The sequence below is a fragment of the Paraburkholderia phenazinium genome (assembly GCF_900100735.1).
GTDB classification, from domain to species: domain Bacteria; phylum Pseudomonadota; class Gammaproteobacteria; order Burkholderiales; family Burkholderiaceae; genus Paraburkholderia; species Paraburkholderia phenazinia.
In genome coordinates, this window is the sequence record NZ_FNCJ01000001.1 from 829,401 (window position 1) to 856,119 (window position 26,719).

Genomic DNA, 26,719 nt, shown 5'->3' on the forward strand with positions numbered 1-26,719 from the left:
TGTAGCGGTAGACGGCGCCCGGTGGCCGGCGACGACCGCTTGATTCTCTATGGCAGATTCCGCAGCATCCCCGCAGTCCCGCACGACCCGCGCCCGCTCGACGAAGCGGCGCGCCAGCACCGTCTCCACTGAGACCGAAAACAAACTGGCACGTGCTGCCCGCTCGGCGCAGCGCCTCGCCCAACTGAGCGGCGCGTCGCGCGACGACAGCACGCTCGATATGTTCCCCGACGATCCCACCCGTGCGACGCTGGAGGCGATGAATATCGATATCCGGCAGGGGACGCTGCACGGCTTTGAATTGCCGGATGTGGTGCTGGCTGCGGTGGGCGCGCCGGTGGGTTTGGATAGTGCCGCGAATGGTTCGTCCGAGGCGCGGGCGGCGCGTCGTGCGCCGCGCGAGAAGGTCGAGGCCGCCTACGCGTCGGTGCCGTTGGCCGGGTTTGAGCGTATCGAGCCGACGAACAACGCGAGCAAGTTGGCCGATGAGCCTTCCAATGCTGCGGGCTTGAGTGGTTCGAGTGGTTCGAGCACCTCGGCGCTCGCAGAGGTGAGCGGCGAGGTGGCGCGAGTCGTTGAGCCGCAGCTTTCGCAACCGGTTGCGCCGACGCTGGTTTCGCCGTCGATGGCGGCAGCGAGTCTCGTGCGCAGCGTGACCGCGCGCCGGCAGGAAACCAACCCAGCGGTCGAACCGGCTGCCACTGGCAAACCTGGCGGCGTGCCGCCCCGGCGGTTCGAGGCGACCAACGCCCAGCCGGCGACGGCTTCGCGCGAGGCGGCTACGGCATTGCCGCGCGGCGAGGCCCCGGACGGCGCGTCGGCTTCTGCTGCTGCGGGACAAGCCAAGCCGCAGATTGATGACGCGGCAGGCGTGGTCAAGGCGTCGGCAATCACCAGTGTGGATCGGGCGGCGGATGCTGCCGCAGCCGTAGCCGCAGCCACGGGGGCTTCGGGGATGGCGGTTGCACCGGCAACGGCTGGGGCGGCCAGAACTGCAACTGCAGCGGCAACCGCGACGGGGGCAACGAAGGCCGCAGCGGGAGCCACGGATGTAAATGCTGCATCGGCAACCGTTGCATCGGCGGCGAAGGCGGCAAACCCAGCAATGGCCTCGACCGCTGGCGCGGCGGTAATTGGAGCAGGCGCACTGAAGGTGCCTACGGTCGCAAACCCAACCGTAGCAACTGCAACCAAGGCGGCGGCGTCCGCAAACGCAACGGCGGCAACGGCTGCAACCGCAACCGGCGCAACCTCAGCGATGGTTGATCCAGTACGCACCACGGCGACCCCGCGCTCGAACGCGGAGTTTGCCGCGCCGCTGCATGAAGCAGCGCCCACCGTCCCCGAACTGGACCGAGCCCGCGCGACGGCGTTCGCTGACACGGTCGATGCGCTGTACGGCGTGATCTCCGACCAGCGCCATGCGGCGACCGATCACTCGCGCCGGATGAAATGGATGTTGTCGATCGTGGTCGGCGCGCTGCTGATGACGGTCGCGATCGGCATCACGCAAACCGTGCTGCTAATGCGTTTGACGCGCGAAACCACCGCGCAGCAACACCGCATCGAGCAGATGATGCAGAACCAGCAGACCGCGATGACGAGCCTGCTCGACGCCCATCTGGCGATGGCGAATACGGCTGCAGCGGCGCCGTCCGCTGCCTCGACGCCGGTTGCTACGTCCCATCAGGCTGCTGCCGCTGCGGCGCCTGCGAGCAAACGCAAAACCCACACGCACGCTCACAAGCCCAAAGCGGCGACCCCTAGCCACTGATCTTACAGAGCTGGCCGGCCGCGCTATCGCAGCGTCGGCGGCCGGGTCAGCCAGCCGTTCCCTCCCTCTATTTCTAACTCTCGACGCACTGTGCCTCGCGGACGCGAAATTCGCGCCCAGCTTGGCTTTCTTGTTGCGATGACGCAACGCAACATCCCGCCCAAGCTATGCGACAACGGACCACATCCAAAAAATGTTGCATTGCACTAGCTTTTTCCTAGGGAAAACCCTATACTTCTTCTTAAGGGAAAACCCTAGCACCAAATTAACCGGGAGTCGCCATGAGCGTTATCTTTGCAATGTTCCAAAAGGTCAGCGACCTCTTTGCGTCGCCCCATCTGCCGATGGATTCTGATTACTCGTACGAAGCGCGTCACCGCGAAGCTGAACGCCAACGCCGCGCGCAGTCGACGCTGTTCGGCATCAAGCTGAGCGACTAAGTCGTCTGACCTTGGCGCGGGGAACCGCGCCGGCTGTGCGCTCTGTCGGGCGCGCGAATGCTGTATTTAAGCCACGGTCTTGCCGTGGCTTTTGTTCGTTTACGACCTGGCTTTTAGACGCTCCGGCGTGCGGCCCGGTCAATCATCATAAGAAAGCGCGCTCGGCGCAGGCCGTTGCCGGATATTTCCACGCCGAAATGAATGTAACGGTGGCTGACAGCCATTACGCATCAAATTTCGCGGACGAGACTTCGTGAAGACGCTGAGAAACCGGCTTTTCCCTAAGGAGCAAGGCCGCTCATCGCGCCCCGAATTTGAAACGTCCTCTTACAAGCGCTCACGTATTTAAGCGATTCGCCCCGTTAAAGTGGGTTTCAGGCGTACGGCACTGGACGTCCCGGCGATCAGCCAGTCCGGTCCGACACACAACCTTGAACGGGAGGTCACTATGAAAACCTTGAATAAGACATCACGCACAATTCTCGCCACGGTGTTGGCTGGCGGTGCACTGCTGAGCGCAGGTAGCGCATTTGCCCAGGCGGACCGGATCGTCATTTCGGCACCGGGTCCGATCGTTACCTACGGTCAGCCGCACATGATGCCGGTTGGCGTGCAGATTGACATTGGCTGGCACGGCGACCGTTACTGGGACGGCCATCGTTACTGGGAGCACGACGAGTGGATGCGCCACCATCCGCACGATTGGGACCCGCATCACTCCGGCGACCACCGTCCGCCGCCCCCGCACGAGTATTAATGCGGTGGTAGCGGCGCCGACGGCGCTGTCGTAAGGTACGGCGAGGCCGGTCTTCCCGAAAGGGGGACCGGCCTTGTTGCGTTGGGCTCGCAAATTCCCACTCTGCATTATCCTTAAGCACTTTCATCGACGAACCAGCGGGAGAGCAGCTTGGACAAGGCAGTAGTGGGGGTAGTAGGCACGGGCTTGATGGGCGTCGGCATTGCCACGCAGAGCGCACTGCACGGACACAGGACCATCGTCCACGACGTCGACGCTGCGCGTCTCGCCAGCGTGGCGCCGAAGGCGGAAGCGGTGCTCGACGAACTGATCGACGCCGGCCGGATCGACGCCGCAGCCAAGCGCGCCGCGCTCGCGCGCATCGAAACGCACGCTACGCTCGAACCCATGGCGGACGCGCAATTCATCATCGAAGCGATTCCCGAAGTATTGGAGTCGAAGCACCGCTTATACGCGTCGCTCTCGCAACTGCTTGCCGACGATGCCATTCTCGCCAGCAACACCAGCGGTTTCCCTCCCGATCTATTGGCCGCCTCGTTGCGTGCGAAAGACCGCTTCCTGATCGCGCATTTCTGGAATCCGCCGCATATGATTCCGCTCGTCGAAGTGGTGCCCGGCACGGCGACCGATCCGCGTGTCATCGAGCAGACGGTCGCCTTGATGAGCGCAATCGGCATGGAGCCGGTGGTGCTGGCCAAAGCCATTCCGGGGTTTGTCGGTAACCGCCTGCAGTTCGCCGTGCTGCGCGAAGCGCTGAACATCGTGCGCTCGGGCGCGGCGACGCCGGAGGTGGTCGACCACGTGATGAAGGCTTCGCTCGGACGCCGCTGGGGCATTATTGGCCCGCTCGAAGGCGCGGACCTGGGCGGCCTCGATACCTTCCTCGATATCTCTACCCACCTGATGCCTGAACTGGCAAAAGATGAAGGCGTGCTCGACCTGTTGCGTGAACAAGTCGAAGCAGGACGCGTCGGCGTGCGCAGCGGCGCTGGCTTCTATGATTGGGATGAGGCGCATCTTGCCCAGGTGAGGGAAGGGCGCAAACGGGTGATCAGCCGCGGCTGACAACCAACGTCCTAAACGCGATGCCCGAACACTCAGCGCGCGCTGTGCCCTGCTAACACGACGCGGCGCTGTTCAGGCACACCACCCGCCGCGCACACGCAGATTGGAACGACACAACCCTCTCACGCCCCAAGCCCGCCACCATGAATGACACCTACTTCTACGACCCGGCCAAGGGTCACGGTCTCAAGCACGACCCGTTCAAGGCGATTGTCGCGCCGCGTCTGATCGGCTGGATCTCGACCCGCAGCGCCGCGGGCCATCTCAACCTCGCGCCGTACAGTTTCTTCGGCGCCTTCGCGACCTTTCCGGCCATCATCGGTTTCTGCAGTGAAGGCCACAAGGACAGCATCAGCAACATCGAGGAAACCGGTGAGTTCGTCTGGAACCTCGCCACCAAGCCGCTCGCCGAGCAGATGAATCGCAGCTCCGCACCGGTCGGGCCTGAGGTGGACGAATTCGAACTGGCAGGCCTCACGCCAGCGCCGGGCCGCAGCGTCGCGGTGCCGCACGTCGGCGAATCGCCCGCGGCGCTCGAATGCAAGCTGCTGCAGATCGTGCGCCTGAAGACACTTGATGGCGCGCTGATGGATAACTACCTCGCACTCGGCCAGGTGGTGGGCGTCCATATCCAGAACGCCTATCTCAAGGATGGCCTGTTCGACACGCATGCGGCGCAGCCCATCATGCGCGCGGGCTATCGCGCGGACTATGCGCAGATCGGCGAGATGTTCGAGATGTTCCGCCCGACGGCGTGAGCCGTCGCATCGTCTGAACAGGGTTGCCCACGCTTGATTGAATTTGACAATCGCCCTCGCGAAGCTGGAACGCTTGATGCTTGAAAACGGCGCTTACCGTGCCGTTTTCCCTGCCTCGTTCATCCTTCAGGAGCGCGATCATGTCTACCGAATTCGCCACGCAGTTCTCGCACGTCCGTCCGCAAGACACTTCGTATCAGGACCAGGGGCTGCGCGACTTTTTCCTTTACCGCGATCTCGGCATCGCGCAAGCGACGGGCGGCAAGGTGCTCGCGCAGCTCGTCAAGGCGAACCATGCACCAGAGCAAGGCACCGGCTGGCACCGTCATGAGGCCGATTTCCATATCGTGATCATGCTGAAAGGTTGGGCGCGCTTCATGTACGGCGACAAGGAGACGCTCGTCGCCGCTGGCGATTGCGTGCACCAGGCACCCGGGATTGTTCACTATCTGTTCGATTACTCTGAAGATATGGAGTACATCGAAATAGTTTCACCGGCGGATTTCAAGTCGATCGACGTGGAGGGTCCGTGCGACGTGCCGGCTGTCACGCCGTGGAAAAGCGTGCCGGCTTGAAGCAGGCTCGGCCGCTTCGTCTTAAGCGGCGTTACTGTGTGGCGGCGTGATGACCTCGCCCGTGCCGTTGGATGAGGTGTTGGCCGCAGCACCCGCCGTCACAGCCGATGCGGCCGGCGCCGCTATGGGGGCGGCCGCCACCGCCACCGGCCGGATCGCCTGAGCACGTGAACCGACCGATACCGCCCGCGGCTCGTTGTCGTAGATCACAGCCCGCACGCGTGGATAGATATGCCGCTCCCAGCGGTGACCGTTGAACACGCCGTAGTGCCCGACACCAGTCTGCACGTGGTGTGTTTTGAGATAAGGCCGCAGTTTGTCGCACATGTCTTGAGCGGCCAGTGTCTGCCCGACCGCGCAGATATCGTCCTTCTCGCCCTCCACGGTCAGCAGGGCCGTGCGGCGAATCTTCGACGGTTCGATCAGGCGCCCTCCCACGGCCAACTCATGCAGCGGCAGCGCATGCTGCTGGAACACGGTTTCGACGGTTTCCAGATAGAAGTCCGCCGTCAAATCCATCGTGGCGAAATACTCTTCGTAGAAGACCCGAATCGTCTCCGCCTTGGCCGGATCGCCTTTGGCGCGTTCGTAGTGCATGGTTTCGAACGAATCGAGGTGACGGCCGAGGTTCATCGCCATGAACGCGTTCAATTGCACGAAGCCAGGATAGACGCGGCGGTGCGCGCCTGCAAAGCCAATCGGCACCGCGCTGATCAGATTGCGCTCGAACCACTCGATCGGCTTGCTCTTGGCGAGCGCGTTGACCTTGGTCGGGTTGATGCGCGTGTCGAGCGGCCCCGCCATCAACGTCATGCTCGCGGGTTGCGCGGGGTGGTCGTCTGCGGCCATGAGCGAGACCGCCGCGAGGGCGGCGACGGTCGGCTGGCACACCGCCAGCAGATGGGTGCCGGGGCCGATCGCTTCGGTGAAATCGATGATGTGCTGGACGAATTCGTCAAAGCCGAAACGTCCCTGCGAGAGCGGTACGTCGCGCGGGTTATGCCAGTCCGTAATGTAGACGTCGTGCTCGGCGAGCATCGTCTTGACGGTGCCGCGCAGCAGCGTCGCGAAGTGGCCGGACATCGGCGCGATCACCAGCACGCGCGGCTGAGCGGGCGAGATCGCCTTATCCTTGCGGAAATGCAACAGCGAGCAGAACGGCGTGTGCGCGGCCACTTCCTCGACGATCTTGACCGGCTTGCCGTCCACCTCTACCTCATCGAGTCCGAACGGTGGCCGCTGATGCGTGAGTCCCGCCAGCGAAATCAGCTCGCACGAAGCACGCAGCGAGCGGCCGTGCGGCGTTTCGCTGAACGCGGGCCATGCGTTCAGCGAATGATTGATGAGCGCAGCGCCGTGCCGAACCGGTAGCATCAGGTCGGCAATTGCCTGGTAAGCGGGATATGCGAACAGGTTCATAGCCTTCGCACGAATGCCGAAAAGGAAGGAGCCCGAATAGAGGCAATACATGTGCCAACGTTGGAGCGAGCGTTCAACACACGCCCATGCTGGCATAGCATTTGCGCTATTCCTCTCAGGGTGCCGGTTTTGCCGTGATTTGGTGCGCTTACGCACCAGCGCGTGCATGTGACTGTTACGTTACGCCGTGCGGCACGAACGTGCGTCTGCTTCAGGAGGAGATTCGTATGGCGAATACCACGCTTACCATCAGCAGCAAGAATTATTCGTCATGGTCGCTGCGAGGCTGGTTGCTGACGAAGTTCAGCGGGTTGCCTTTCGAAGAGATCGTGATGCCGGTGGACGATCCTGGTGCGCGCGCGGAATTGCTGTTGCTGTCGCCGTCGATTCTGGTGCCGTGTCTGTTCCATGACGGCATTAAGGTCTGGGACACGCTGGCGATTGCCGAGTATCTCAACGAGGTGCAGCCCGACGCCAAACTGTTGCCGGATGACCGGCGTGCGCGGGCGCACTGCCGGGCCATCAGCGGCGAGATGCATTCGGGTTTTGGCTCGCTGCGCTCGGCCTTGCCGATGAACCTGAAGGCGCACTTTCCGGGCTTCAAGGTCTGGGCGCGCGCGCAGTCAGATATTGACCGGATCGTAACGATCTGGCGCGAGTGTCTGGAGCAGTATGGCGGACCTTACCTGTTCGGCGAACGGAGCGCTGCCGATGCCATGTACGCACCGGTGGTGACGCGCTTTGTCACCTACGACGTCAAGCTAGACCCGGATATCGTCGAATACGGGCAGCGCATTCTCGCGCTGCCGGAGATGCAGCAATGGATGGCCGAGGCACAGCAGGAAGTCGACGAGATCGATGAACTGGACGTCGAATTCTGAGCGCGCCGACTTGCTTGACGCTGGCGTCAACCTCGCCGAGTGGTGTCCAGCTTGAATACGCTGACTACCTGCGCGAGCCGCGCGGCCTGATCGCGTAGTTCGGCGGCGGCATGTTCCGCGTTTCCGACAATCGTGGCGTTCTGCTGCGTAGCCTCGCCAATCTGCGTGACGGCGATGTTCACCTGTTCGATGCCGTCGGATTGCTCGCGCGATGCCACGCTGATCTCGCTCATGATGGCGCGCACCTGACCGACGCGTTCAACGATGCTGTGCATCGTCGCGCTCGCTTCCTCGGCAATCTTGAAGCCACCCTGGACGCGCGCTGTCGATTCGCCGATTAGCGCTTCGATCTCCTTCACAGCCGCCGCGCTGCGTTGCGCGAGGGCGCGCACTTCTGACGCCACCACCGCAAAGCCCCGGCCGTGTTCGCCAGCCCGCGCCGCCTCGACGGCGGCATTCAACGCGAGGATGTTGGTCTGAAACGCGATGCCTTCGATCACGCTGGTGATATCCGAGATCTTCTGCGAGGAACGGCTGATCTCGCCCATCGTCGAGACGACGCGCTCCACCGCGCGGCCGCCTTCCATCGCCGCTTCGGAGGCGCTCGTCACGAGCGTATTGGCCTGCGCCGCGTGATCCGCGTTCTGCTGCACGTTCGACGTCATCTGCTCCATGCTCGCCGCGGTTTCTTCGAGGCTGCTCGCTTGCGTGGCGATGCGCGAGGCGATATCGCCGCTGCCGGCGGCGATTTTGGCCGTGCCTTGCGTCATGTCCGACGACGCATTGCGCACCTGGGTCACGATTCTTGCAAGACCTTCGCCGATGCCGTTAATGGCTTGCATCAGGCGGCCGATTTCATCGGCACGCTGGCTGTTGTCGTCCGCGAGCCGCACGCTCAGGTCGCCCGCTGCGAGACGCTCGGACGCCTTCGCTGCGGCCTCTAGCGGACGACTCACGAGGCGTCGCACGGCAATCAGGAACAACACGGCGAACGCGGCCACCAGCGCGAGGCCGATCAGCAGGAAGTGATTGCGGGTGGCCACGACCTCGTCCATCACCTCGTCGCGCGGCGCGACGCCGCCCACCAGCCAGTGCCACTCCGGCACCGTGGTGAACGACACGTATTTGTCGTGCGCGGCGGTCTCGCCAAGCGTTGCGTCGGCCGAGCTGTATTCGAGCTGGCCCTGCTGCATGTCGAGCATTTGCTTGTAGGGGGCGTTGGCATTGTCGGCGGGCTGGCCGGCGGCGGCCGGATGCACGAGGAACTTGCCGCGGTCCGCGCCGTTCGACGCATCGAGCACGAAGTAGTAGCCGCTGTCGCCAATCTTCAGCTCGCGGATACCGTCCTGGACCGACTGGATCTGCGCGCCGACGTCCACACCGACGAAAAGCGCGCCGATCACGCGGCCGTTCGCGTCCGTGATGGGACGGTACTGCGTGATGTAGCGCTTGCCAAATAGCGCGGCAAGACCGGTATAGGGCTTGCCGGCAAGGATCAGCGCGTAAGCGGGGCCCTTGCGGTCGAGCAGGGTGCCGATCGCGCGGCTGCCGTCCTGCTTCTTCAACGACGTGGTGACGCGCACGAAGTCGTCGCCGGTGCGCGCGAACACGGTGGCGATGGCGCCGCTGCTCTGCAGAAACTGGTCGGGAATCGAGAAGTCCATGTTGAGGACTTTGTCGCCGGCCTTGATGGTGGGCGTGGCGACGCCGTTGATATCGACCTTCTGGGTCTCGTCGAGCGTGTAGGTGGCCGGCAGGAGGCTGGCGAACAGGGTCATGGAGCGACCGACTTCGGCGGAAAGCCCCTTGTCGAACAGGGCGATCATCGCGGCGATCGAGCGGTCTTTTTCGGCAATTCGAGCCAGCACCTGCTCGCTGACCTGCGCGCCGGCCGAGCGGGTGAGGGCCCAGGTGAAGGCGGCGAAGATCAGCGCCACTAGCGCGCACGAAAGCATGGCGAGCCTGGCGCCGACGCTGGCGCGACGCAAAGAGAGAAATTCCATGGGGTTTCTGCGCGTAAGGATGAGGGAGGGGGCGCGTTCCGTGCGTTGTCGCGGAATGCGCCACGAATCGTTTTACGGCAGATGGGGTGAATTCTTGAGGTTGGAAACGTTTACGCGGAGGTGGGGAGACCTGGGGTCGAACAACCCGGTTCGGGCGCTGTTGGTGGGCGGGCTTGGGGCGATCTCAGCGATATTTGGTCTATGTTGAACAAATAAGCCATCTAATTTGCCAACATAGACCTATGCGACGCCAGAACAAGGAATTTGCCTCTTCCGATTTGAGACGGCGCTCCGAAGCGTTAGGCGCGGCGATTTCCGCTGCGCGTATTGCCCGCAATATGAGCCGGCAAGACTTCTCGGAGCGGGCCAACATCAGCCCGAGCACCCTCGTGCGGATAGAAAAAGGTGACGTATCAGTCAACTTTCTGGCGTGGCTTCAGGCCTTGGAACGCGCCGGTTTGCTTGGGCTACTTGAGCCCTTATCGAATTTGCAAGCTGACGTCGTAGGCGAGTCGAAACGAAAGGCCGAGGCGCGTAAGCGGCCTCGCAGGAGTGACGCAAAGGATGATCCGTACGACTTCTGACACAACGGACTGGACGAAAACCGTCTTCATTTGTCGTGCGTGAATGGCGCACCTATTTTGATGAACTGGGGGTGCCGCAAAGTGAATGCGACAAAGTGGCCGGTGCTTTCCGCAACCCTAAAGACATTGGACTTTCACTCGTCAGGTAGTCGCCTTCGCGCTGCTCCAGGCGCGTAGCAAAAGCGCGTTGGTGACGACGCTCACGCTCGAAAACGCCATCGCGGCGCCCGCCAGCATGGGATTCAGCAACCCGAGCGCGGCAAGCGGAATACCCACCAGGTTGTAGACGAACGCCCAGAAAAGGTTCTGCTGGATCTTGCGCCAGGTGCGGCGCGAGATATCGATCGCGTCGGCGACGAGCGTGGGGTCGCCACGCATCAGCGTGATGCCGGCGGCGTGCATGGCGACATCGGTGCCGGTTGCCATGGCGATGCCCAGGTCGGCTGCGGCGAGGGCGGGGGCGTCGTTGATGCCGTCGCCCGCCATCGCAACGATGCCAGCGCTGCGGATCTTGAGATCGCGGATCACGCGCGCTTTGTCTTCCGGCAGCACCTGGGCGTGGAATTCGTCGATACCGAGCGCCGCTGCGACGCTGGCCGCGCTGCCCTTGTTGTCGCCGGTTAGCAGCACGCTGCGGATGCCCATTTCCTTCAGGCGCTCGATCGCGGCGCGTGCGCCTGGCTTGAGGGTGTCGCCAAAGGCGAGCAAGGCGAGCGCCTGTGGCGGCGTGGTGCTGTGGCTTTGGAGATTCTCAGGGCCCCCGTGGCTCATCAGCCATGACACGGTGTTGCCGGCGCTTTCGAGTTGTTCTGCACGGGCGGCGAGTTCTGGCGTTAAAACAATCCCCAGTTCCTTGAGCCAGCGGCTGCTGCCGATTGCCAAGGTGCGGCCGTCGATTTCGGCTTCTACGCCACGTCCGGGCACGGCACGCGCTTTGGAGGCCGTCGGCGTTCCAACGCTCGCGAGCCCTGCGTTGTTGGCGATAACCGTCGCGCTAGCATGAGACGTGTTGTTGGCCGTTGAGGCTTCACTGTCCGCTATCGCCAGCGACCTTTCCCGGCCACCCGGCGCGTCCTCGTAAGCCTTCACTATGGCCCGCGCCAGCGGATGATCGCTGTTGCGCTGCACAGCCGCCGCGAGCGACAGCGCCTCATCCCGCTCGATGCCGATCGGCTCAAACGCCGTCAATGAAGGTTGCCCCACGGTCAGCGTCCCGGTCTTGTCGAACGCGACCAGATTGACGCGATGCGCGATTTCTAACGCCTCCGCATCTTTGATCAACACGCCGTGCCGCGCCGCCACGCCGGTGCCCGCCATGATCGCCGCAGGCGTCGCCAACCCAAGCGCGCACGGACAGGCAATCACCAGCACGGCGACCGCGTTGAGGATCGCAGTCTCGCCACCCGCCCCAGCGATCAGCCAGCCTGCTAGCGTGAGCAGCGCGATCACCAGAATCGCGGGCACGAAGATTTCGCTCACCCGGTCCACCAGCCGCTGAATCGGCGCCTTCTCGGCCTGGGCGGTTTCGACGAGTCGAATGATTCGCGCCAGCGTGGTTTCAGCACCCGTCGCCTTCGTCGTGACGGTAATCGCGCCTTCGCCGTTGATCGACCCTGCCGTAACCGGATCGTCCGGCTGCTTGGCTACGGGCAGGCTCTCACCGGTAATCAGCGATTCGTCGATATGGGTGCGGCCTTCGAGCACCGCACCGTCCACTGGCACCCGCTCGCCCGGCCGCACGACGACGATCATGCCGACCCGCACCTGTGCGAGCGGCAACTCGTGCTCCTTGTCGCCAACGCGGATGCGCGCGCGTTCGGGCCGCAGCGCGTTCAACGCGCGGATCGCATCGGTGGTCTGGCGCTTGGCGCGCGCTTCCAGCCATTTGCCGAAGCGTACCAGCGTAATCACGACCGCTGACGCCTCGAAATACAGATGCATCGTATTGCCCGGATGGGCGATCAACTCGTAGACACTGATGCCGTACGCCGCCGACGTGCCGAGCGCGACCAGCAGATCCATATTGCCGGCGCCGGCCCGCAGCGCCCGGTAGGCCGCCCGGTAAAACCGCGCACCGAACCCGAACTGAACGAGCGTCGCGAGCCCGAACTGCAGCCAAGGGGGCACGATCGCGTCGATGCCGTGTGGCGCCGCGCCGCCGCTGAAGCCTTCGCTGATCATCGGCAGCATGAGCGGCAGTGTCAGCACTGCGCAGATCGCAACGGCTGCGAGTTCGCGACGGGTTCGATCCTGCGCGCGCTGCGCGTCGGAAGCCGCGGCATCCACAGCTACTTCCTCGACAACCGGCGTCGCCTGATAGCCCGCTTTGGTCACGGCGACCACAAGCGCATCGATGCCGGTGGCGCCATCGCTCAGGTTGACTGTCGCCTTTTCCGTCGCCAGATTCACGGACACGCTGGCGACGCCGGGCACCTTCGCCAGCGCCTTTTCCACCCGCGCCGCGCACGAGGCGCAGGTCATGCCGCTGATATCGAGTTCCGCGCTGGCCTGCGGAGCGCGGTCGGGAGTGGAAAGATCGGTCATGGTGGTATCGGCTCGGGCGGCATCAGGCCGCATCATGAGTCCAGTATTCACCTTCCCATGATGGGAAGGTCAAGGACTCATGTTGGAGCGGGAGAAGAGGTGAGATGCAGCTGCCGCGCGAACGGTCACATTCGCGCGGGCGAGCTATCGCGTTTTAGCTCCGAGAGATTAGCGCCAGATCAGAGTGAGCGGTCCGAACCCTGACTAGGGCCAGAACGTACGCCAAGCCGTGCGCAAAACTGAGGCCTAAAACGACGGCGGCGCGCTCAGCATTGCCTCGGCCACCGCCTCTTGGGTCTCGCTGCCGCCGGCCAGCAAAGCCTCCACCGCGCCGCGGCGGTCGCGTGCTTCCTTGTTCTGACTCAGCTTCCATTTCCCCACCAGCCGCGTGACTTCAATTTCAATGCCGACAATCGCGCCCAGCATCTGCGAGATAAAGTCGGCCGGCGCGTCGCCCATCTTCCATGGCTTGGGTTCATTCGCCTCCATCGTGCGCGTGAGTCGCGCCACGAGGCCGCGCACGAACGCTTCGTCGTCGCGCACGACGATCTTGCCGTGCGCGTGAACCACCATATAGTTGTAGGTCGGCACCTGACGATGGGTTTCGTGCTTGCTCGGATACCAGGTCGGCGAAATATAGGCGGCTGGCCCCTGGAAAATCACCAGCGTGTCCGGGTGCGTGGCGACTTCCTGCCAGACCGGATTGGCGCGTGCCACGTGGGCCCGCAGCGTGCCATGCGGACCCTCGCCCGGCGCGAATTCGAACGGCACATGATTCGCGTCGAGACCGTTCGGGCCGGTGGTGACGAGTGTGCCGAGCGGATGGTCGGCGATCATTTGATGCAGAACCTCGGGACGGTTCTCTTCGAAATGCGCGGGGACGTACATGGAGCGCTCCGGATGCGATAGGGCGGCGGGTCGTGCGAAAGGTGTGTTTGTGCCTTTGCGCTTGCTAGCTGTCAAGGATACGATACAACCCGTTGTTGTCGGGATCGAGATACGAGGCGCGCTTGCGGTGGGCTTGGGAACCACGCGGGCAGAGCACTCGCTGACCGGCGCATCTTCCTGGACCGAACGTTCTGCCACCTGAACGAATGATAAAAACTCGCCGAGAGCTGTTTTCGCTTCAACGGACCTGCGCCTCGTTCGCAGGCCTCGCATTCCTCGCCGGCTGTGCCGCGACCCACGTTGACGCACCCAAGCCGACCGGCTGGATCAAGGACGAGGTGGCCGACTCTTACGTGTTTGGCTACCCGCTCGTATTGATGGAAACGGCGCGCGACGCCGCAGTCGGCACCGATCCGGGCCAGGCGCCCATCAATTCGTTGCGTCACGCACAGGCCTTGCCGCCGGTCGGCTCAGCCAATCCACCGACGCCGAGTATCGACACGTTCGATTCGAGCGGCTGGCTCGATCTGAGCACCGAACCGGTGATCCTGACGCTGCCCGATTCGCACGGCCGTTATGTCGATGCCCGCGCGCTCGATATGTGGACCAACGTGGTCTGGTCGACCAGCGCCCAGATCGGGCCGCGTGCCAACGGGATCAAGGAACAGACGGTTGCGTTCGTCGGTCCCGGTTGGCAAGGCGATTTGCCAAAGAATGTTAAACGCATCGACGTGCCGACCCACAACGCGTGGGTGACAGTGCGGATCCAGTCGAACAACGGTCGCGATGTGACAGCGGTGCGCAAACTGCAGCGCGGCATGCGCCTCGTGCCGCTGAGCGTGTACACGAGCGCTGCGCGCTCGGCGTCGATTGCGCCGGGTGGCAATGCCGCTGCGACCGCTGCACTGGCCACCTCCGGCACGCCGGCCGCGCAGGTTGCCGCGCTCGATGCTAGCGGCTTCTTCAACCGGCTGGCGCAGGAGCTGCGGGACAACCCGCCGGTGCCCGACGATCCGCACGCGTTGAAGATTCTCGTCGACCTCGGTGTCAAACCCGATGAGCCGGTCAAACTGCCGGATGCTAACGACGTGATCAGCGCGGGCTTCGCCGATGGCCGCGAGCGGGTGGTCACGCCGCCGCCGAATCTGCTGAGCGTCAACGGCTGGAGCTGGTTTGGCGACGGCGTGGGCAACTACGGGCCGGACTACGCGCTGCGTGCCTACGCGGCGTACGCTCAGCCGGGCATCGGTACGAAAGACGACGAAGTGCGCGCCACGGTCACGATGGATAGCGACGGCCACGTGCTGAACGGCGCGAACCGTTATGTGATCCATTTCGCGCCGAACCAGTTGCCGCCGGTACGTGGCTTCTGGACGATTACCGCCTACACGAAGGAAGGCGCACTCGGCGAAAGCGCGCCGGCACGGCTTGCGGTGGGCGATCGCAACGGTGCGCGCCGCAACCGTGACGGCTCGCTCGACGTGGTCGTGTCGTCAGTCCGCACGCGGGCGGCGAACTGGCTGCCGGCGCCGCGCACGGATCTGCAGCTCGTGCTGCGGCTCTACGCACCGAAGCCACAAGCAACCGACGGTACGTGGCAACCGCCCGCGGTTATCCGTCAGTGATGAAGAGAGGTGCGCCGCGTGAACGCGGCGCACCCCCTTGCGAGCGTCGAGGCGCGCGCGAGGCGATTGTTGGCATTCAGCTTACATTTCTATCCCAGATAAGCCTCAAGACATATACTTGCCCGAGCAAGACTCTTTAGTTATCGCGGCGGGCTTGCCGCCGCATCACCCATGACCGAGCATGGCAAGCCTCAATAAAGCAACCCTGGCATCTTCCCTGCAGGCCGTGCGCGGTGTCGCGCAGGCACGCCGTACACGGCGTATCGTGATCGGCCTGCTGATCTTCATCGTAGTGTTCGGTCTGTTCGGCTTTTTTGCGGCGCCGCCGTTGATTCGCCACATCGCCGAGCAACAACTCAGCAAACAGCTCGACCGGCCGGCTACGATTGGCCGCATCGCGCTCAATCCCTACACGCTCAGGCTCGAAGCGGACCGCATTCATATTGGCGAGCGCGGCGGTCAGGGTGACTTCGTGGATATCTCGCGGCTGATCGTGAAACCGTCGTGGAGCTCGCTGTTTCGCGCCGCCCCGATTGTGGATGAAGTGCAGCTAGATTCGCCGCGTTTCAACATCATTCGCTACGACGCGCAACGCTTCAATTTCACGGACCTGATCGAGAAGTTCGCCAGGCAGCCGTCCCAACCGAACAGCAAACCGACGCTGTTCTCCGTGTCGAATATCAGGCTCGAAAACGGCCAGATCACCTTCGATGACCGTTTGCTTGGCGTCAAGCACGTGATCGACCAGTGGAAGCTCGGCATTCCGTTTATCGCTACGCTGCCGTCGAAGACCGATATCTTTGTTGAACCGCTGCTGCGCGCGCGCATCGACGGCAGCCCGCTCGCAATCGACGGCAAGACCAAGCCGTTTGCTGCTTCGCGTGAGTCGGAGGTGTCGCTGCGTTTCGATGGGCTCGACGTGCCGCAGATCCTTTCGTACGCGCCGGAGAAGCTGCCGGTGACGGTGCAGGCGGGCAAGCTCTCGACTGACCTCAAGCTCAATTTCATCGTATCGGACGATGCGCCTTCGTTGCGCGTGACCGGTACGGTCGACCTGAACGACGTCGACGTGCTCGACGAAAACAAGCAGCCGTTCTTTGCGGCGCACGCGTTGCATGTGGCAGCAGCGACGCTCGAACCGCTGAAGAGCGTGTATCACTTCGACGAGATCCGCCTCGACTCACCGACCGTCAATCTGGCGCGTGACAAGGATGGCGTGTTGAGTGTCGAACGCACGTTTACGCCGGCGGCAGCGCCCGCACCCGCCTCGGCGAGCGCGCCGACACCTGCCGCGAGCGCGGCGCAGGGCGCGGCAAGCGCACCGGAGGCGGCGTCGGAAGCAGCCGCGCCAGCCAAGGCCCCGGCGCCGCTCGACCTCGCGATCAAACGGTTTTCGCTCAATGACGGGACCGTGAATGTTCAGGATAACGCTGCGTCGAAACCTGTGGCCCTCGGCTTGAAGAGCCTTGCAGTTTCGCTGGCGGATTTTTCGACGTTGGCTCAAGCGCCCGCGCGCTACACAGTGAATACCGCATTCAAGGACAGCCCGGGCTCGCTCGACGCGGCGGGTTCGCTGGGCCTTGTGGCGAAGAGCGCGGACTCGAAGATCGACCTCAAGACCTTATCGCTGCCCATGCTGCAGCCGTATCTCGACAGCGTGACTGCCGCCCAGGTAACGGACGGCGCGCTCTCCGCGACGGTCAATCTCAGCGCCAACTGGGCGAAATCGCCGCCGGATATTCAGATTGGCGAGAGTCAACTCGATCTGCAGTCGCTGAAACTTGCGACCCGCGGTAGTAAGGAGCCGGTTGTTGCGCTCGCGCAGGGCCAGGTGAACGTCAAGCAGGTAGACGTCTCGGGCCGTAATGCGGAGATCACGGGCGTCGACACCACGGGGCTGGTGATCAATGCGCAGCGTTTGAAGGACGGCAGGATCGATCTCGCGGCGCTCGCCGGACCGCATCAGGAGGCCCAGCAGCGCACCGCAATCCACGCGGTCAAGAAGGAGCAGGAGCAGGGTCCGGCGTGGCACTACAAGATCGGCGAACTGAGCCTGAAGGACGCGACGGCCAATTTCACCGACAACACGACGCCGCGGCCGGTCAAACTCGAGATCACGCCGCTGCAACTGAAAGTGCAGCAAATCAGCGACGACCTGAGCCGGCCGCTGCCGATCGATCTGCAGGCGACGCTCAATCGCAAGGGCACGCTCGGCGTTACGGGCGACGTGACCGCGACACCGCTCAAACTCGCGCTGAAAGTGGATGCCAACCGGCTGGACGCCGCGGCATTCGAACCGTACTTCGGCAGCGCGCTGAATGCGACGATTGCGAGCGCGTTGCTGAACATGAAGGGCGATGTGGCGTTGTCGCAGGTATCGAAATCGCTCAAGGCTTCGTACCGTGGCAATGCGGCACTCGTCGACGTGCGCATGCTCGACAAGGCGACCTCAGACTCGTTCGCGGGATGGGGCTCGCTGGCGCTGACGAACCTCAAGGCCAATTATGACGAGCACGGCACCGATGTCGACGCGGGGCGTGTGACGTTCTCGAACTTCTACGGGCGGGTGTTGCTGGATCCGCAAGGCAAGCTGAATCTCTCTGAGGTGGTGGCGCATGAGAGTGGTGCGCCGCAGTCGCTCACGCGTAGCAAGAGTTCGACAGAACCGGTGCCGTTGACGCCAGGTACGGCGTCTGAGGCGGCGGCTTCTGCGCCGGCGTCCGCTCCCGCTCTCGCTCCTGCGACGACAGCCGCAGCGCCGAAGGCTGCTTCTGCGACGGCCGCATCGGCAACAGTGACTGCGGCGACACCACCCTCCAGTCCGGTGAAGCTGCACTTCGGTCAACTGGTGCTGCAACAGGGCCGTGTCACTTACACCGACAACTTCATCAAGCCGAACTTCACGGCGAACCTGATCGGGATTCAGGGGACCATTGGCGCGTTCGGCACGCAATCGACCACGTCCGCACCGGTGGACGTCTCCGCCAAGCTCGCGGCAAACGGCCCGCTGTCGATTCGTGGTAGCGTCAATCCGCTGATCGCCAAGCCGGCGCTCGATCTGACGGCGAGCGCGCACGATATCGAGCTAACGAACCTTACGCCGTATTCGGCGAAGTACGCCGGCTATCCGATTACGAAAGGCAAGCTCAACGTCGATCTGCACTACAAGCTGGATAACGACCAGTTGACCGCGAACAATCACATCTTCATCGATCAACTGACGTTTGGCGATCATGTGGACAACGACACGGCCACCAAATTGCCGGTGCGCTTTGCGATTTCGCTGCTGAAGAACTCGAAGGGCGAAATCGATGTGAATATTCCGGTGTCTGGGTCGCTATCCAATCCGGAGTTCAGTATTGGTGGGCTGATCTGGCGTGCGGTGCTGAATCTGCTGGAGAAGGCGGTGACCGCGCCGTTCTCGCTGCTCGCGAATGCGTTTGGCGGCAGTGGTGAGGAAATGGGCTATGTCGAATTCGATGCGGGTTCTGCGAAACTCTCCGATGCCGCAGACAAGAAACTCGACACCATTGCGAAGGCGCTGGCCGATAAGTCTTCGATTCGCATCGACCTGATCGGACGCGTCGATCCGGCGGTGGATACGCCGGCCTTGCGCACGGAATACGTGGAGAAGCTGGTCAAGCAGGAGAAGATCAAGGACGTGGTCGGCAATGGTGAGAGTGTCGATCTCTCGACTGTTACCGTTGATCCAAAGGACTACGACAAGTATCTGACCAAGGCTTATAAAGACGCCGACTTCAAGAAGCCGCGCAATTTTGTCGGTCTGACCAAGACGCTGCCCGACGACGAGATGAAGAGCGCTTTGGCCGAACACGCGCCGATTAACGATGCCAGTTTGCGTGACCTCGCGCAGCAGCGCGCGCAGAGCGTGCAGCAGTATTTCGAGGGCAAGATCGACAGCAGCCGGGTGTTTATCGTTGCACCGAAGCTGGACGCGCAAGGCATCAAGGACAAGGGCGCGACGACGCGGGTGGATTTTGGGTTGAAGTGAGGCGGTGATGTTTCAGGTCACGCCCGTCACGTCGCGGGGAATTGCTGCTGCAGGGCGGCAGCAACCCGCTCCAGCACCTCGTCCCAGTTACCCAGTTGCGATTGGGTGAAGAGGCGCAAGGTGGGATACCACGGGCTGTCGTCCCGGCCATGCAGCCAGCGCCAGCAACCGGCGAAGCGATTGAGAAGCCACACCGGCTTGCCCAGCGCCGCGGCAAGGTGCGCTACGGAGGTATCCACGGAAATCACCAGGTCCAGGTTTTCGATCAGCGCGGCAGTTTCCGCAAAGTCCGTCACTTCATCCATCCAGTCGATGAGAAGCGTTTTGCTTGCCGCGTCGGGGCGCTTTTCCGGCGCATCTGGTTTTTGCAGACTGATCCAGCGTACGCGGGATAAACCCAGCAGTGGGGCAATTTGCGCGGAGGACAGGCTGCGCACCCTGTCCTCCTTCCAGCCCGAATGACCGCCTGCCCACACCACGCCTACACGCGGCAGGTGAGGCGCCGGCAACGCCGCAAATCGGGTGTGCCACCGGGCGGCGCGCTCCGGGTTCGCATACAGGTAAGGGACGGCAGCGGGAATGTTGTCCAGACGGGTGCCGAATGCCATGGGCAAAGACATTAAAGGACAATACCAGTCCCAGTCGCCAAGGTCGGCGGGTACTGCATCGAGCAGCACGAGGCCGGGCCAGCGCGAGCACAACGCCTCTTCGTATAGGCGACGCAGGGCCGGCGGGCAGACATAAGCGACCTGTGAAAAGCGTTTGAGCGCTAGCGGCAGGTAGCGCACAAATTGGAGGCTGTCGCCATAGCCCTGCTCGTCAAGGACGAGCAGGCGCACACCACGTCCGGGTATCGTCGCCGTACGATTTGTCGTGGACGGATTTTCGCCTTTCCACTGCGGTAGCGCCACTTGTGGGCGTACCCGGTGAGGGCGCCCATCTGCATCCTTCAACGCGACCCAGCGATCTTCGAAATAAGGCCAGGCTTCTTCGTAACGACCGGTGATGAGCAATAGATTGCTTAGGTTGTTGCGCGCGCTGAGATTGGCCGGTGCGAGCGTGATGGCGCGCTGATAGTACTGGTGTGCATCGCCGAATGCGCCGCACTCCCTGAGGATAACGCCCAGGTTATTGCACGCCTCAGAGTTGCCCGGTTCGAGTTCGAGCGTCCGGCGGTAGCTGATGACTGCTTCGTCAGGACAATTCAGATGTTGCAGCGTCAACGCCAGGTTGTAGTGGAAGCGCGGAAAGTCGGGATAAAGCGCGAGACCCTGGCGGATACTTTGCATCGCACTGGTGAAGTCCTCCAGTCCGAGATGAATGGCGTACAGGGTGTTGTAGAAGTTCGGGTGGGGGCGAATAAGAATCGCTTGCTCAACCCAGCGTTGTGCCATTTCGTTCTGGCCTGCTACAAGCGCCAACAGTCCCTTTAGGTGCAAGCCGTGGGCATGCCCTGGGTCATGCTCAAGGATCCGATCGACGAGGGACTGTACCGCGTCAAAGCGACCCGCATGATAGGCTTTTACTGCGTCGTTGTACCAGATTGAAGGTGCGTTGGAGCTGACTGGGGCGGGGGATGGCATAAGCGGCGGGGCGCGAGAAAACTCTGTCGGACGTCGATTTTATGTGCTGGGGAGCCGCCAATCTTTAGGAGAGGTCCGAAACGCCTGGCAAATATCGGATACCCTACGGCGCCGCCGGAGCCTGCCAGTTCCCGCCCAACGACTGAAACAGCGCCGCCGTATCGGTCAGCCGGTCGGCTTGCGTGCGGGTTCTGTCGAGTGCGGTTTGCAAGGCTTGTCGCTGCGAATCGAGCAAACCAAATTGGCTGACGCCGCCCGCCGAATATTGCGCATGCGCAATGTCCAGACTGGCCTGTGCCTGCTGCGCAGCGTCATCACGAGCTTGCAGTTCAAGGGCGTCGTTCTGTAGGGCGGTTAGCGTATCCGCCACCTGTTGCAGCGCTTGTAACACTGTCTGCTGATAGTCGGCGAGCGCCGCGTCATAAGCCGCTTGTGCCGAACGCTTCTTCGCGCGCAGTTCGCCGCCGTGGAAGATTGGCTGCGTGAGATTCAGGCCGACATTCCAGATATTCAATCCGCTCACGACATCCTGGATATTCGTGCGCTCCGAACCGATTCCCGCCGAAAGCGAAAACTGCGGATACAGGTTCGCCGTCGCCACGCCGACATTCGCGCTTGCCTGATGCAGTAACGCTTCCGATGCACGGATGTCAGGACGTTCGCGCGCGAGCGTCGACGGCAACGTAAGCGGTAGCGTATCGGGAAGATGTAGAGAATCGAGCGTGATGTCGGCGAAGTCCGTCTTGGATGGCACAACGCCCAGCAGGATAGCGAGTTGATGATCGGCCTGCGCGAGTTGGGTCGCAAGCGGCGCCAGTGAGGCACGGGTTTGCGCGAGCTGCGTGCGCTGGCTGCGCACGTCGAGCTGCGAGACTCCGCCTGCTGCGAAGCGCCCCTCCGTGATCGCAAGCTGCTGCGCTTGTGTATCGGCAAGGCGCTGCGTCAGCGTGATCTGCTGTTGCAGCGACGCGCGGCGGACGGCAGTCGAAACCACATTGCCCGCAAGCGAGAGCCGTGCTGCTTCGAGTTCGAACGATTGATAGTCGACTTGCGCCATCAATCCTTCCAGCGCCCGACGATTGCCGCCGAAGATATCGAGCGCATATGAGACGCTGATCGAGGCGTTATACAACGTGAACGGACCCGTGCTTGGCACGTTCGGTATGCCGAATGCTGCTACATCGACCTTTTGCCGCGTGCCTGATACTGTCGCATCGACGCTCGGGAATTCGGTCGCACCAAATTGCGCGTTGTAATTCTCGCGTGCCTCGGTAAGTTTCGCGCGCGCCTGTGCGAGCGTGGGGCTCTGCTGCAAGGCGCTCTCGACGAGACGATTCAGCGCGTCGGATTGAAACTGTATCCACCACATGGGCGTGGCATGTTGCGCAGCGGTAAACGTCTGGGCTGTTCCCGCCGCGCCGCTAGCTGCTACAGTCGTATGAGGCTGTGCATCGCGCGTGTAGGACTGGGTATCGGGCGCAGTGGGCGGTTGAAAATCCGGCCCGACCGCGCAGCTGCATAGCGCGATGACGGATACGAGAGCGAGCGGTTTCATCGGCCTGTCCTCCTAGTCGAGGGTGCGCCGATAGATGCGCAGCGCAACGCCCATCACGATGACCATGAACAGCGCCATCGGCCACACGGACGGCCACAGGTCTACCCAACCGTTTCCTTTGAGCAGGATGCCGCGAATCAGCCGATTGAAATAGGTCAGCGGCAGCAGATTGCCGATGAAGCGCGCCCACACCGGCATGCCCGCAAAGGGGAACATAAAGCCTGACAGCAGGATGCTCGGCAGAAAATAGAACACAGTCAGTTGCATGGCCTGCAACTGGTTTTGCGCCAGCGACGAAAGCGTAATACCCACCGTCAGATTCGCGGCGATAAAGAGGAGCGCGGACAGATAGATCGCGATCACACTGCCGACGAACGGCACATGAAACACAAAGCGCGCCGCCGTAAGAATGATCGACGCTTGAATGAGTCCGATCAACACGTAAGGCACGATCTTGCCGGTCATCACTTCGATAGGCAGCACAGGGGTGGCAAGCAGATTCTCCATCGTGCCGCGCTCGCGTTCACGCGTGATCGCGAGGCCGGTCATCATCACCATCGTCATGGTCAGGATCACACCCATCAGGCCCGGCACTACGTTGTATTGCGTGATGGCTTCGGGGTTGTACATCTGGTGGACCTGCACGCCGAAGGCGGCGGGAGTGCCGTTCAGATGCGCGAGCGGTCCGGTGATATCTTTGTCTGCCACTGGCTGCACAAGGCCGGGGAGCGCTGCGACGGCGGTGCTGGTCGCGGTGGGATCGGTCGCATCGGCTTCGACCAGCAGCGACGGGTGTTCGCCACGCAGCAAACGCCGCGAGAAATCCACCGGCACGGAAAGCACGAACTGCACGCGGCCTTGGGCGAGTGCGCGGCGGCCGGCTTCTTCGTTGGGCAGCGTCTCGACGATGTCGAAATAGTCCGAGTTCTTCATCGCGATGACGAAGCTGCGCGAGAAGGGGCTCTCGTCGCCCATGATGACGGCGGTCGGCAGATGCTTCGGGTTGGTGTTGATCGCGAAGCCAAACAGCGTGAGTTGGATGATCGGCACGCCGACGATCATCGCAAACGTGACGCGGTCGCGCCGCAACTGGCGGAATTCCTTGAGCACGATGCTCCACCAGCGCGCGAACGAGAACAACGTGCGTGCGGTCACGATGGTGCCCCGTAGTTGTCGGTCGAGTGGCTCATCAGGTAGATGAACACGTCTTCGAGGCCGGTTTCGATGCGCTCGGCGCGTAACGTCGTGCCTTGGATGGCCTGTTTTACCGCGGCTTCGAGTGTGGCGTGTTCAATGCCGCTCACGTGCAGCGCCGAACCGAACACGACGGTTTGATCGACACCGGGTGTTTTACGCAATTGCTCGGAGAGTTTGCTGAGATGCTCGCCGTAGATGGTCCAGGTGGCGAGGTTTTGCGATTCAATGACTTCCCGCGCCGTGCCTTGTGCAAGCAACTTGCCGTAGGCGATGTAGGCGAGCTTGTGGCAACGCTCGGCCTCATCCATGTAATGCGTGCTGACCAGCACCGAGATTCCACGCGCAGCAAGGCGATGTAGTTCCTCCCAAAAGTCGCGCCGCGCCGTGGGATCTACACCCGCAGTCGGTTCGTCGAGCAACAGGAGTTGCGGCTCATGCAGCATGCAGGCTGCGAGCGCCAGGCGCTGTTTCCAACCGCCCGAGAGCGCTCCCGTCAACTGGTTCGCGCGGCTTTGCAGGCCAAGCGATTCGAGTGATCGCTCGACCGCCTCGCGCCGGTTCGGCATCTCATAGATGCGCGCGACGAAGTCGAGGTTCTCGCGGATGGTCAGATCGTCCCAATACGAGAAGCGCTGGGTCATATAGCCGACGTTGCGCTTGATCTGCGCGCTCTCACGCACAATGTCGTAGCCGAGGCACGTGCCGGTGCCCGAGTCCGGCGTCAGCAGGCCGCACATCAGGCGGATCGAGGTGGTCTTGCCGCTGCCGTTCGGCCCGAGAAAGCCGAAGATCTCGCCGCGCGCAACCTGCAGCGAAACATCGTCGACAACATGCTTGTCGCCGAAGTGCTTGTTGAGCTTCTGCACGTCGATTGCGTATGTCGGTGCGGGTTGGTTCATTGCAGCGTCACCGCGATCGGTTGGCCTGGGTGCAGCTTTACCGCGTCGGCGGCGGATGGATGCGCTTCAACCATAAACACAAGCTTCGCGCGGTTCTCGTTGCTGTAGATCACTGGGGGCGTGTATTCGGCCTGATTGGAGATGTACGTGATGTTCGCGGGGACTTCTGCGGCACAACCGTCGCAATGGATCTTCAAGGCGAGCCCCGGAGCAAGCTTGCCGACCACGGTTTCCGATACGAAGAAACGGATCTTGATGTTCTGCGGCGGCAGCATCTGCACCACGGGATTGCCGGCCTGCACCCACTCGCCGACGCGATATAGCGTGTCGTAGACGAGTCCCGCGGCCGGTGCGGTGACGCGCTTCTGGTCGAGCTTCCATTGTGCCTGGGCGACAGCCGCCTCGGCCGCCTGAACCTGGGCCGTCTGCGCAGAGAGTTGCTGCTTGCGGCCGGGGAGCAGCGCGACGTCGACCTCGTTGCTTAGTTCGCGGACCTGTGCTGCGGTGGCGTCAGCATCGGCGCGCGAGTCGTCGAGCTGGGCCTTGGCGATGCCGCCGACGCGATACTGTGCCTCATCTCGCGTCAGTTGCAGCGAGGCCTTGCGTGAGTTAGCGATGGCCTGCGCGAGCTGCGCTTTCGTGACGTTGACTTCGGGTGGGCGCTTGCCTGTCTCGATGTCCGCCAGCTGCGCGCGTGCGGCAGTGAGTTGTTGTTGAGCCTGTTGTAATGCAGCGGTTTCGTCTACGGATTCGAGCGTGAATACCGGGGCGCTTGGCTCGACGGTCTGTCCGCGTGTGACAGATAGTTGGGTGAGCGTGCCGGACTGTGAGGAGGCGAGATAGACGAACTCGCCTTCCACGTAACCCTGATACGTGTTGTCGTCGTGATGTGTGCATGCGGCGAGGAGGGTTGCCGTGAGCAGCACAGCAACGCTGGCGCCGAAAATACGGCTCATGACTTGCTCCGTGTGGCTTCGTGGGGGCCGCGTGTGCGGGGGGCACCCTTGCCGTCGCTGCGTTTGCCTTGATCGTGGTCCGGTGAGGGCTCACGTTGCTCCTGAGCTTGCGCTTGGGCCAGTGCCGGCGCCGCACGCAGCACCGGCTGCATGCCACCGATCAGCAGCGCGGTCACGTGCCGACGCAACCCGTCACGTCCGATGGCGGGCAGGCCGCGCACGCTTTGCCAAAGTTTCGACGTAGCGAGCGGCAACATCACGAGCGCCAGAATCGAGTTGAACAACAACGTGGCTTCCAACTCACCATTGACCGCGCCATCCAGCTGCGCGTGGGCGACACGGCTGCCGAACTGCCTGATGTTGTCGAGTGGAATGCGTTGCATCATCCGTTCGCGCAGCAAGCCGCCTTCGTTGACGATCTCCCGCAGCCAGAGCGGTGGTAACCACGGCATGCGGTCGGTCACCTCGAAGAGGCGTGCGACGAACTCGTGGACCAGCGCGAACGGATCGGTGGCGGCGCCTTCGGTTACCGGGCGCCAGACGAATTCCGCCGCGGGGGCGAGCCGTTCGTCGACCACTGCGTCGAGGAGTTTTTCGCGGTTCGTGAAGTAGTAGTGGACCAGTGCCGATGTCACGCCCGCTTCGGTTGCGATCTGCGCAACCGTAGTTGCGGCGATGCCGTGTTCGGAGAAGAGCCGGGTGGCGGTGTCGAGGAGATGCTCGCGCACATCGAAGTCCTCGACGGCCGGGCGGCGGCCGAGGGGCTTGGTGGGAGTGCGCTTCGGGCTCATCAATCTAGACTAATTGATGAGTTAGTTAAATTCAAGATTCGTTTCGGGGCGCCTTGGGTGTGCTGAAGGTGCGCGACAAGGTTAAAGCGGCGGATTTCCTAGGTGACCAAGGGCGGGAACTCGTCGCGATATCTGCCTTGTGACGGAAAGTGCTGCACCAGGGCGGCGGCGACCCGCGCCAGCACTTCGTCCCAGTTACCTCGCTGCGACTGGGTGAAGATGCGAACGGTGGGATACCACGGGCTGTCCTCCCGGTCACGCAGCCAGCGCCAGCAACCGGCGAAGCGGTTGAGCAGCCAGACGGGTTTGCCCATTGCTGCAGCGAGATGGGCCACGGAGGTATCGACGGAGATCACCAGGTCGAGGTTCGCGATTAGCGCGGCGGTGTCGGCAAAATCCGTAATTTCGTCTGT

General features: G+C 62.7%; 21 protein-coding genes. 10 read left to right on the forward strand and 11 right to left on the reverse strand.

What is annotated here, in order from left to right; genetic code table 11:
• Positions 1-49 precede the first annotated feature (49 nt).
• From BLQ92_RS03745 to BLQ92_RS03765, 6 genes are all read left to right on the forward strand, one after another.
• On the forward strand, positions 50-1,774 hold the full coding sequence (locus BLQ92_RS03745) for a hypothetical protein (RefSeq protein WP_090681763.1): 1,725 nt from the start codon (positions 50-52) through the stop codon (positions 1,772-1,774).
• 281 nt (positions 1,775-2,055) lie between these two features.
• On the forward strand, positions 2,056-2,214 hold the full coding sequence (locus BLQ92_RS39830; protein ID WP_175772175.1) for a hypothetical protein: 159 nt from the start codon (positions 2,056-2,058) through the stop codon (positions 2,212-2,214).
• A gap of 448 nt (positions 2,215-2,662) precedes the next feature.
• Complete coding sequence (locus tag BLQ92_RS03750; protein WP_090681765.1) at positions 2,663-2,971, forward strand: hypothetical protein; 309 nt, start codon at positions 2,663-2,665, stop codon at positions 2,969-2,971.
• 189 nt (positions 2,972-3,160) lie between these two features.
• Positions 3,161-4,036 carry a 3-hydroxyacyl-CoA dehydrogenase family protein gene (locus BLQ92_RS03755; RefSeq protein WP_244106138.1) on the forward strand — a complete coding sequence of 292 codons (876 nt, stop codon included), beginning with the start codon at positions 3,161-3,163 and terminating at the stop codon, positions 4,034-4,036.
• Between the two features lie 143 nt (positions 4,037-4,179).
• Positions 4,180-4,794 carry a flavin reductase family protein gene (locus BLQ92_RS03760; RefSeq protein ID WP_090681768.1) on the forward strand — a complete coding sequence of 205 codons (615 nt, stop codon included), beginning with the start codon at positions 4,180-4,182 and terminating at the stop codon, positions 4,792-4,794.
• Positions 4,795-4,934: 140 nt separating this feature from the next.
• Positions 4,935-5,369, forward strand: a complete 435-nt coding sequence (locus tag BLQ92_RS03765) for a cupin domain-containing protein (RefSeq protein ID WP_090681770.1) — start codon at positions 4,935-4,937, stop codon at positions 5,367-5,369.
• Between the two features lie 21 nt (positions 5,370-5,390).
• Here the strand turns inward: BLQ92_RS03765 and BLQ92_RS03770 are convergent, their stop codons facing one another.
• Positions 5,391-6,788 (reverse strand): polyhydroxyalkanoate depolymerase, encoded by a 1,398-nt coding sequence (locus BLQ92_RS03770; RefSeq protein ID WP_090681920.1) that lies wholly within the window; start codon positions 6,786-6,788, stop codon positions 5,391-5,393.
• Positions 6,789-7,015: 227 nt separating this feature from the next.
• Here BLQ92_RS03770 and BLQ92_RS03775 point away from each other — a divergent pair, with 227 nt between their 5' ends.
• Complete coding sequence (locus BLQ92_RS03775; RefSeq protein ID WP_090681771.1) at positions 7,016-7,669, forward strand: glutathione S-transferase family protein; 654 nt, start codon at positions 7,016-7,018, stop codon at positions 7,667-7,669.
• Positions 7,670-7,695: 26 nt separating this feature from the next.
• On the opposite strand, the gene BLQ92_RS03780 is transcribed toward BLQ92_RS03775, so the two are convergent.
• Positions 7,696-9,672 (reverse strand): methyl-accepting chemotaxis protein, encoded by a 1,977-nt coding sequence (locus BLQ92_RS03780; protein ID WP_090681773.1) that lies wholly within the window; start codon positions 9,670-9,672, stop codon positions 7,696-7,698.
• A gap of 242 nt (positions 9,673-9,914) precedes the next feature.
• Between BLQ92_RS03780 and BLQ92_RS03785 the strand changes: the two genes are divergently transcribed.
• Complete coding sequence (locus BLQ92_RS03785; RefSeq protein ID WP_090681774.1) at positions 9,915-10,256, forward strand: helix-turn-helix domain-containing protein; 342 nt, start codon at positions 9,915-9,917, stop codon at positions 10,254-10,256.
• Between the two features lie 141 nt (positions 10,257-10,397).
• On the opposite strand, the gene BLQ92_RS03790 is transcribed toward BLQ92_RS03785, so the two are convergent.
• Positions 10,398-12,800, reverse strand: a complete 2,403-nt coding sequence (locus BLQ92_RS03790; protein ID WP_090681775.1) for a heavy metal translocating P-type ATPase — start codon at positions 12,798-12,800, stop codon at positions 10,398-10,400.
• Positions 12,801-13,046: 246 nt separating this feature from the next.
• Positions 13,047-13,688, reverse strand: coding sequence for an FMN-binding negative transcriptional regulator (locus BLQ92_RS03795; RefSeq protein ID WP_090681776.1), 642 nt, complete (start codon positions 13,686-13,688; stop codon positions 13,047-13,049).
• Positions 13,689-13,894: 206 nt separating this feature from the next.
• On the opposite strand from BLQ92_RS03795, the gene BLQ92_RS03800 reads away from it, so the two are divergent.
• On the forward strand, positions 13,895-15,313 hold the full coding sequence (locus BLQ92_RS03800) for a DUF1254 domain-containing protein (RefSeq protein WP_090681778.1): 1,419 nt from the start codon (positions 13,895-13,897) through the stop codon (positions 15,311-15,313).
• Between the two features lie 181 nt (positions 15,314-15,494).
• On the forward strand, positions 15,495-19,325 hold the full coding sequence (locus BLQ92_RS03805) for a DUF748 domain-containing protein (protein WP_090681779.1): 3,831 nt from the start codon (positions 15,495-15,497) through the stop codon (positions 19,323-19,325).
• A gap of 26 nt (positions 19,326-19,351) precedes the next feature.
• On the opposite strand, the gene BLQ92_RS03810 is transcribed toward BLQ92_RS03805, so the two are convergent.
• The 7 genes from BLQ92_RS03810 to BLQ92_RS41230 all read right to left on the reverse strand — a co-directional run bounded on the left by BLQ92_RS03810 (position 19,352) and on the right by BLQ92_RS41230 (position 26,710).
• Positions 19,352-20,719, reverse strand: a complete 1,368-nt coding sequence (locus tag BLQ92_RS03810) for a tetratricopeptide repeat protein (protein ID WP_342342383.1) — start codon at positions 20,717-20,719, stop codon at positions 19,352-19,354.
• Positions 20,720-21,011: 292 nt separating this feature from the next.
• Positions 21,012-22,463, reverse strand: a complete 1,452-nt coding sequence (locus BLQ92_RS03815; protein WP_090681782.1) for an efflux transporter outer membrane subunit — start codon at positions 22,461-22,463, stop codon at positions 21,012-21,014.
• A 12-nt stretch (positions 22,464-22,475) separates the two neighbouring features.
• Positions 22,476-23,618 (reverse strand): ABC transporter permease, encoded by a 1,143-nt coding sequence (locus BLQ92_RS03820; protein ID WP_090681784.1) that lies wholly within the window; start codon positions 23,616-23,618, stop codon positions 22,476-22,478.
• A complete protein-coding gene (locus BLQ92_RS03825; RefSeq protein ID WP_090681785.1) occupies positions 23,615-24,559 on the reverse strand; it encodes an ABC transporter ATP-binding protein in 945 nt (314 codons plus the stop codon). Before BLQ92_RS03825 ends, BLQ92_RS03820 begins: the two co-directional genes overlap by 4 nt.
• On the reverse strand, positions 24,556-25,515 hold the full coding sequence (locus tag BLQ92_RS03830; RefSeq protein WP_090681787.1) for an HlyD family secretion protein: 960 nt from the start codon (positions 25,513-25,515) through the stop codon (positions 24,556-24,558). The genes BLQ92_RS03825 and BLQ92_RS03830 overlap by 4 nt, the downstream gene beginning before the upstream one ends.
• Entirely contained in the window at positions 25,512-26,306 is a 795-nt protein-coding gene (locus tag BLQ92_RS03835) for a TetR/AcrR family transcriptional regulator (RefSeq protein ID WP_090681788.1), read from the reverse strand. Before BLQ92_RS03835 ends, BLQ92_RS03830 begins: the two co-directional genes overlap by 4 nt.
• A 98-nt stretch (positions 26,307-26,404) precedes the next feature.
• Positions 26,405-26,710 carry a glycosyltransferase family 9 protein gene (locus BLQ92_RS41230; protein ID WP_342342385.1) on the reverse strand — a complete coding sequence of 102 codons (306 nt, stop codon included), beginning with the start codon at positions 26,708-26,710 and terminating at the stop codon, positions 26,405-26,407.
• Positions 26,711-26,719: the final 9 nt, after the last annotated feature.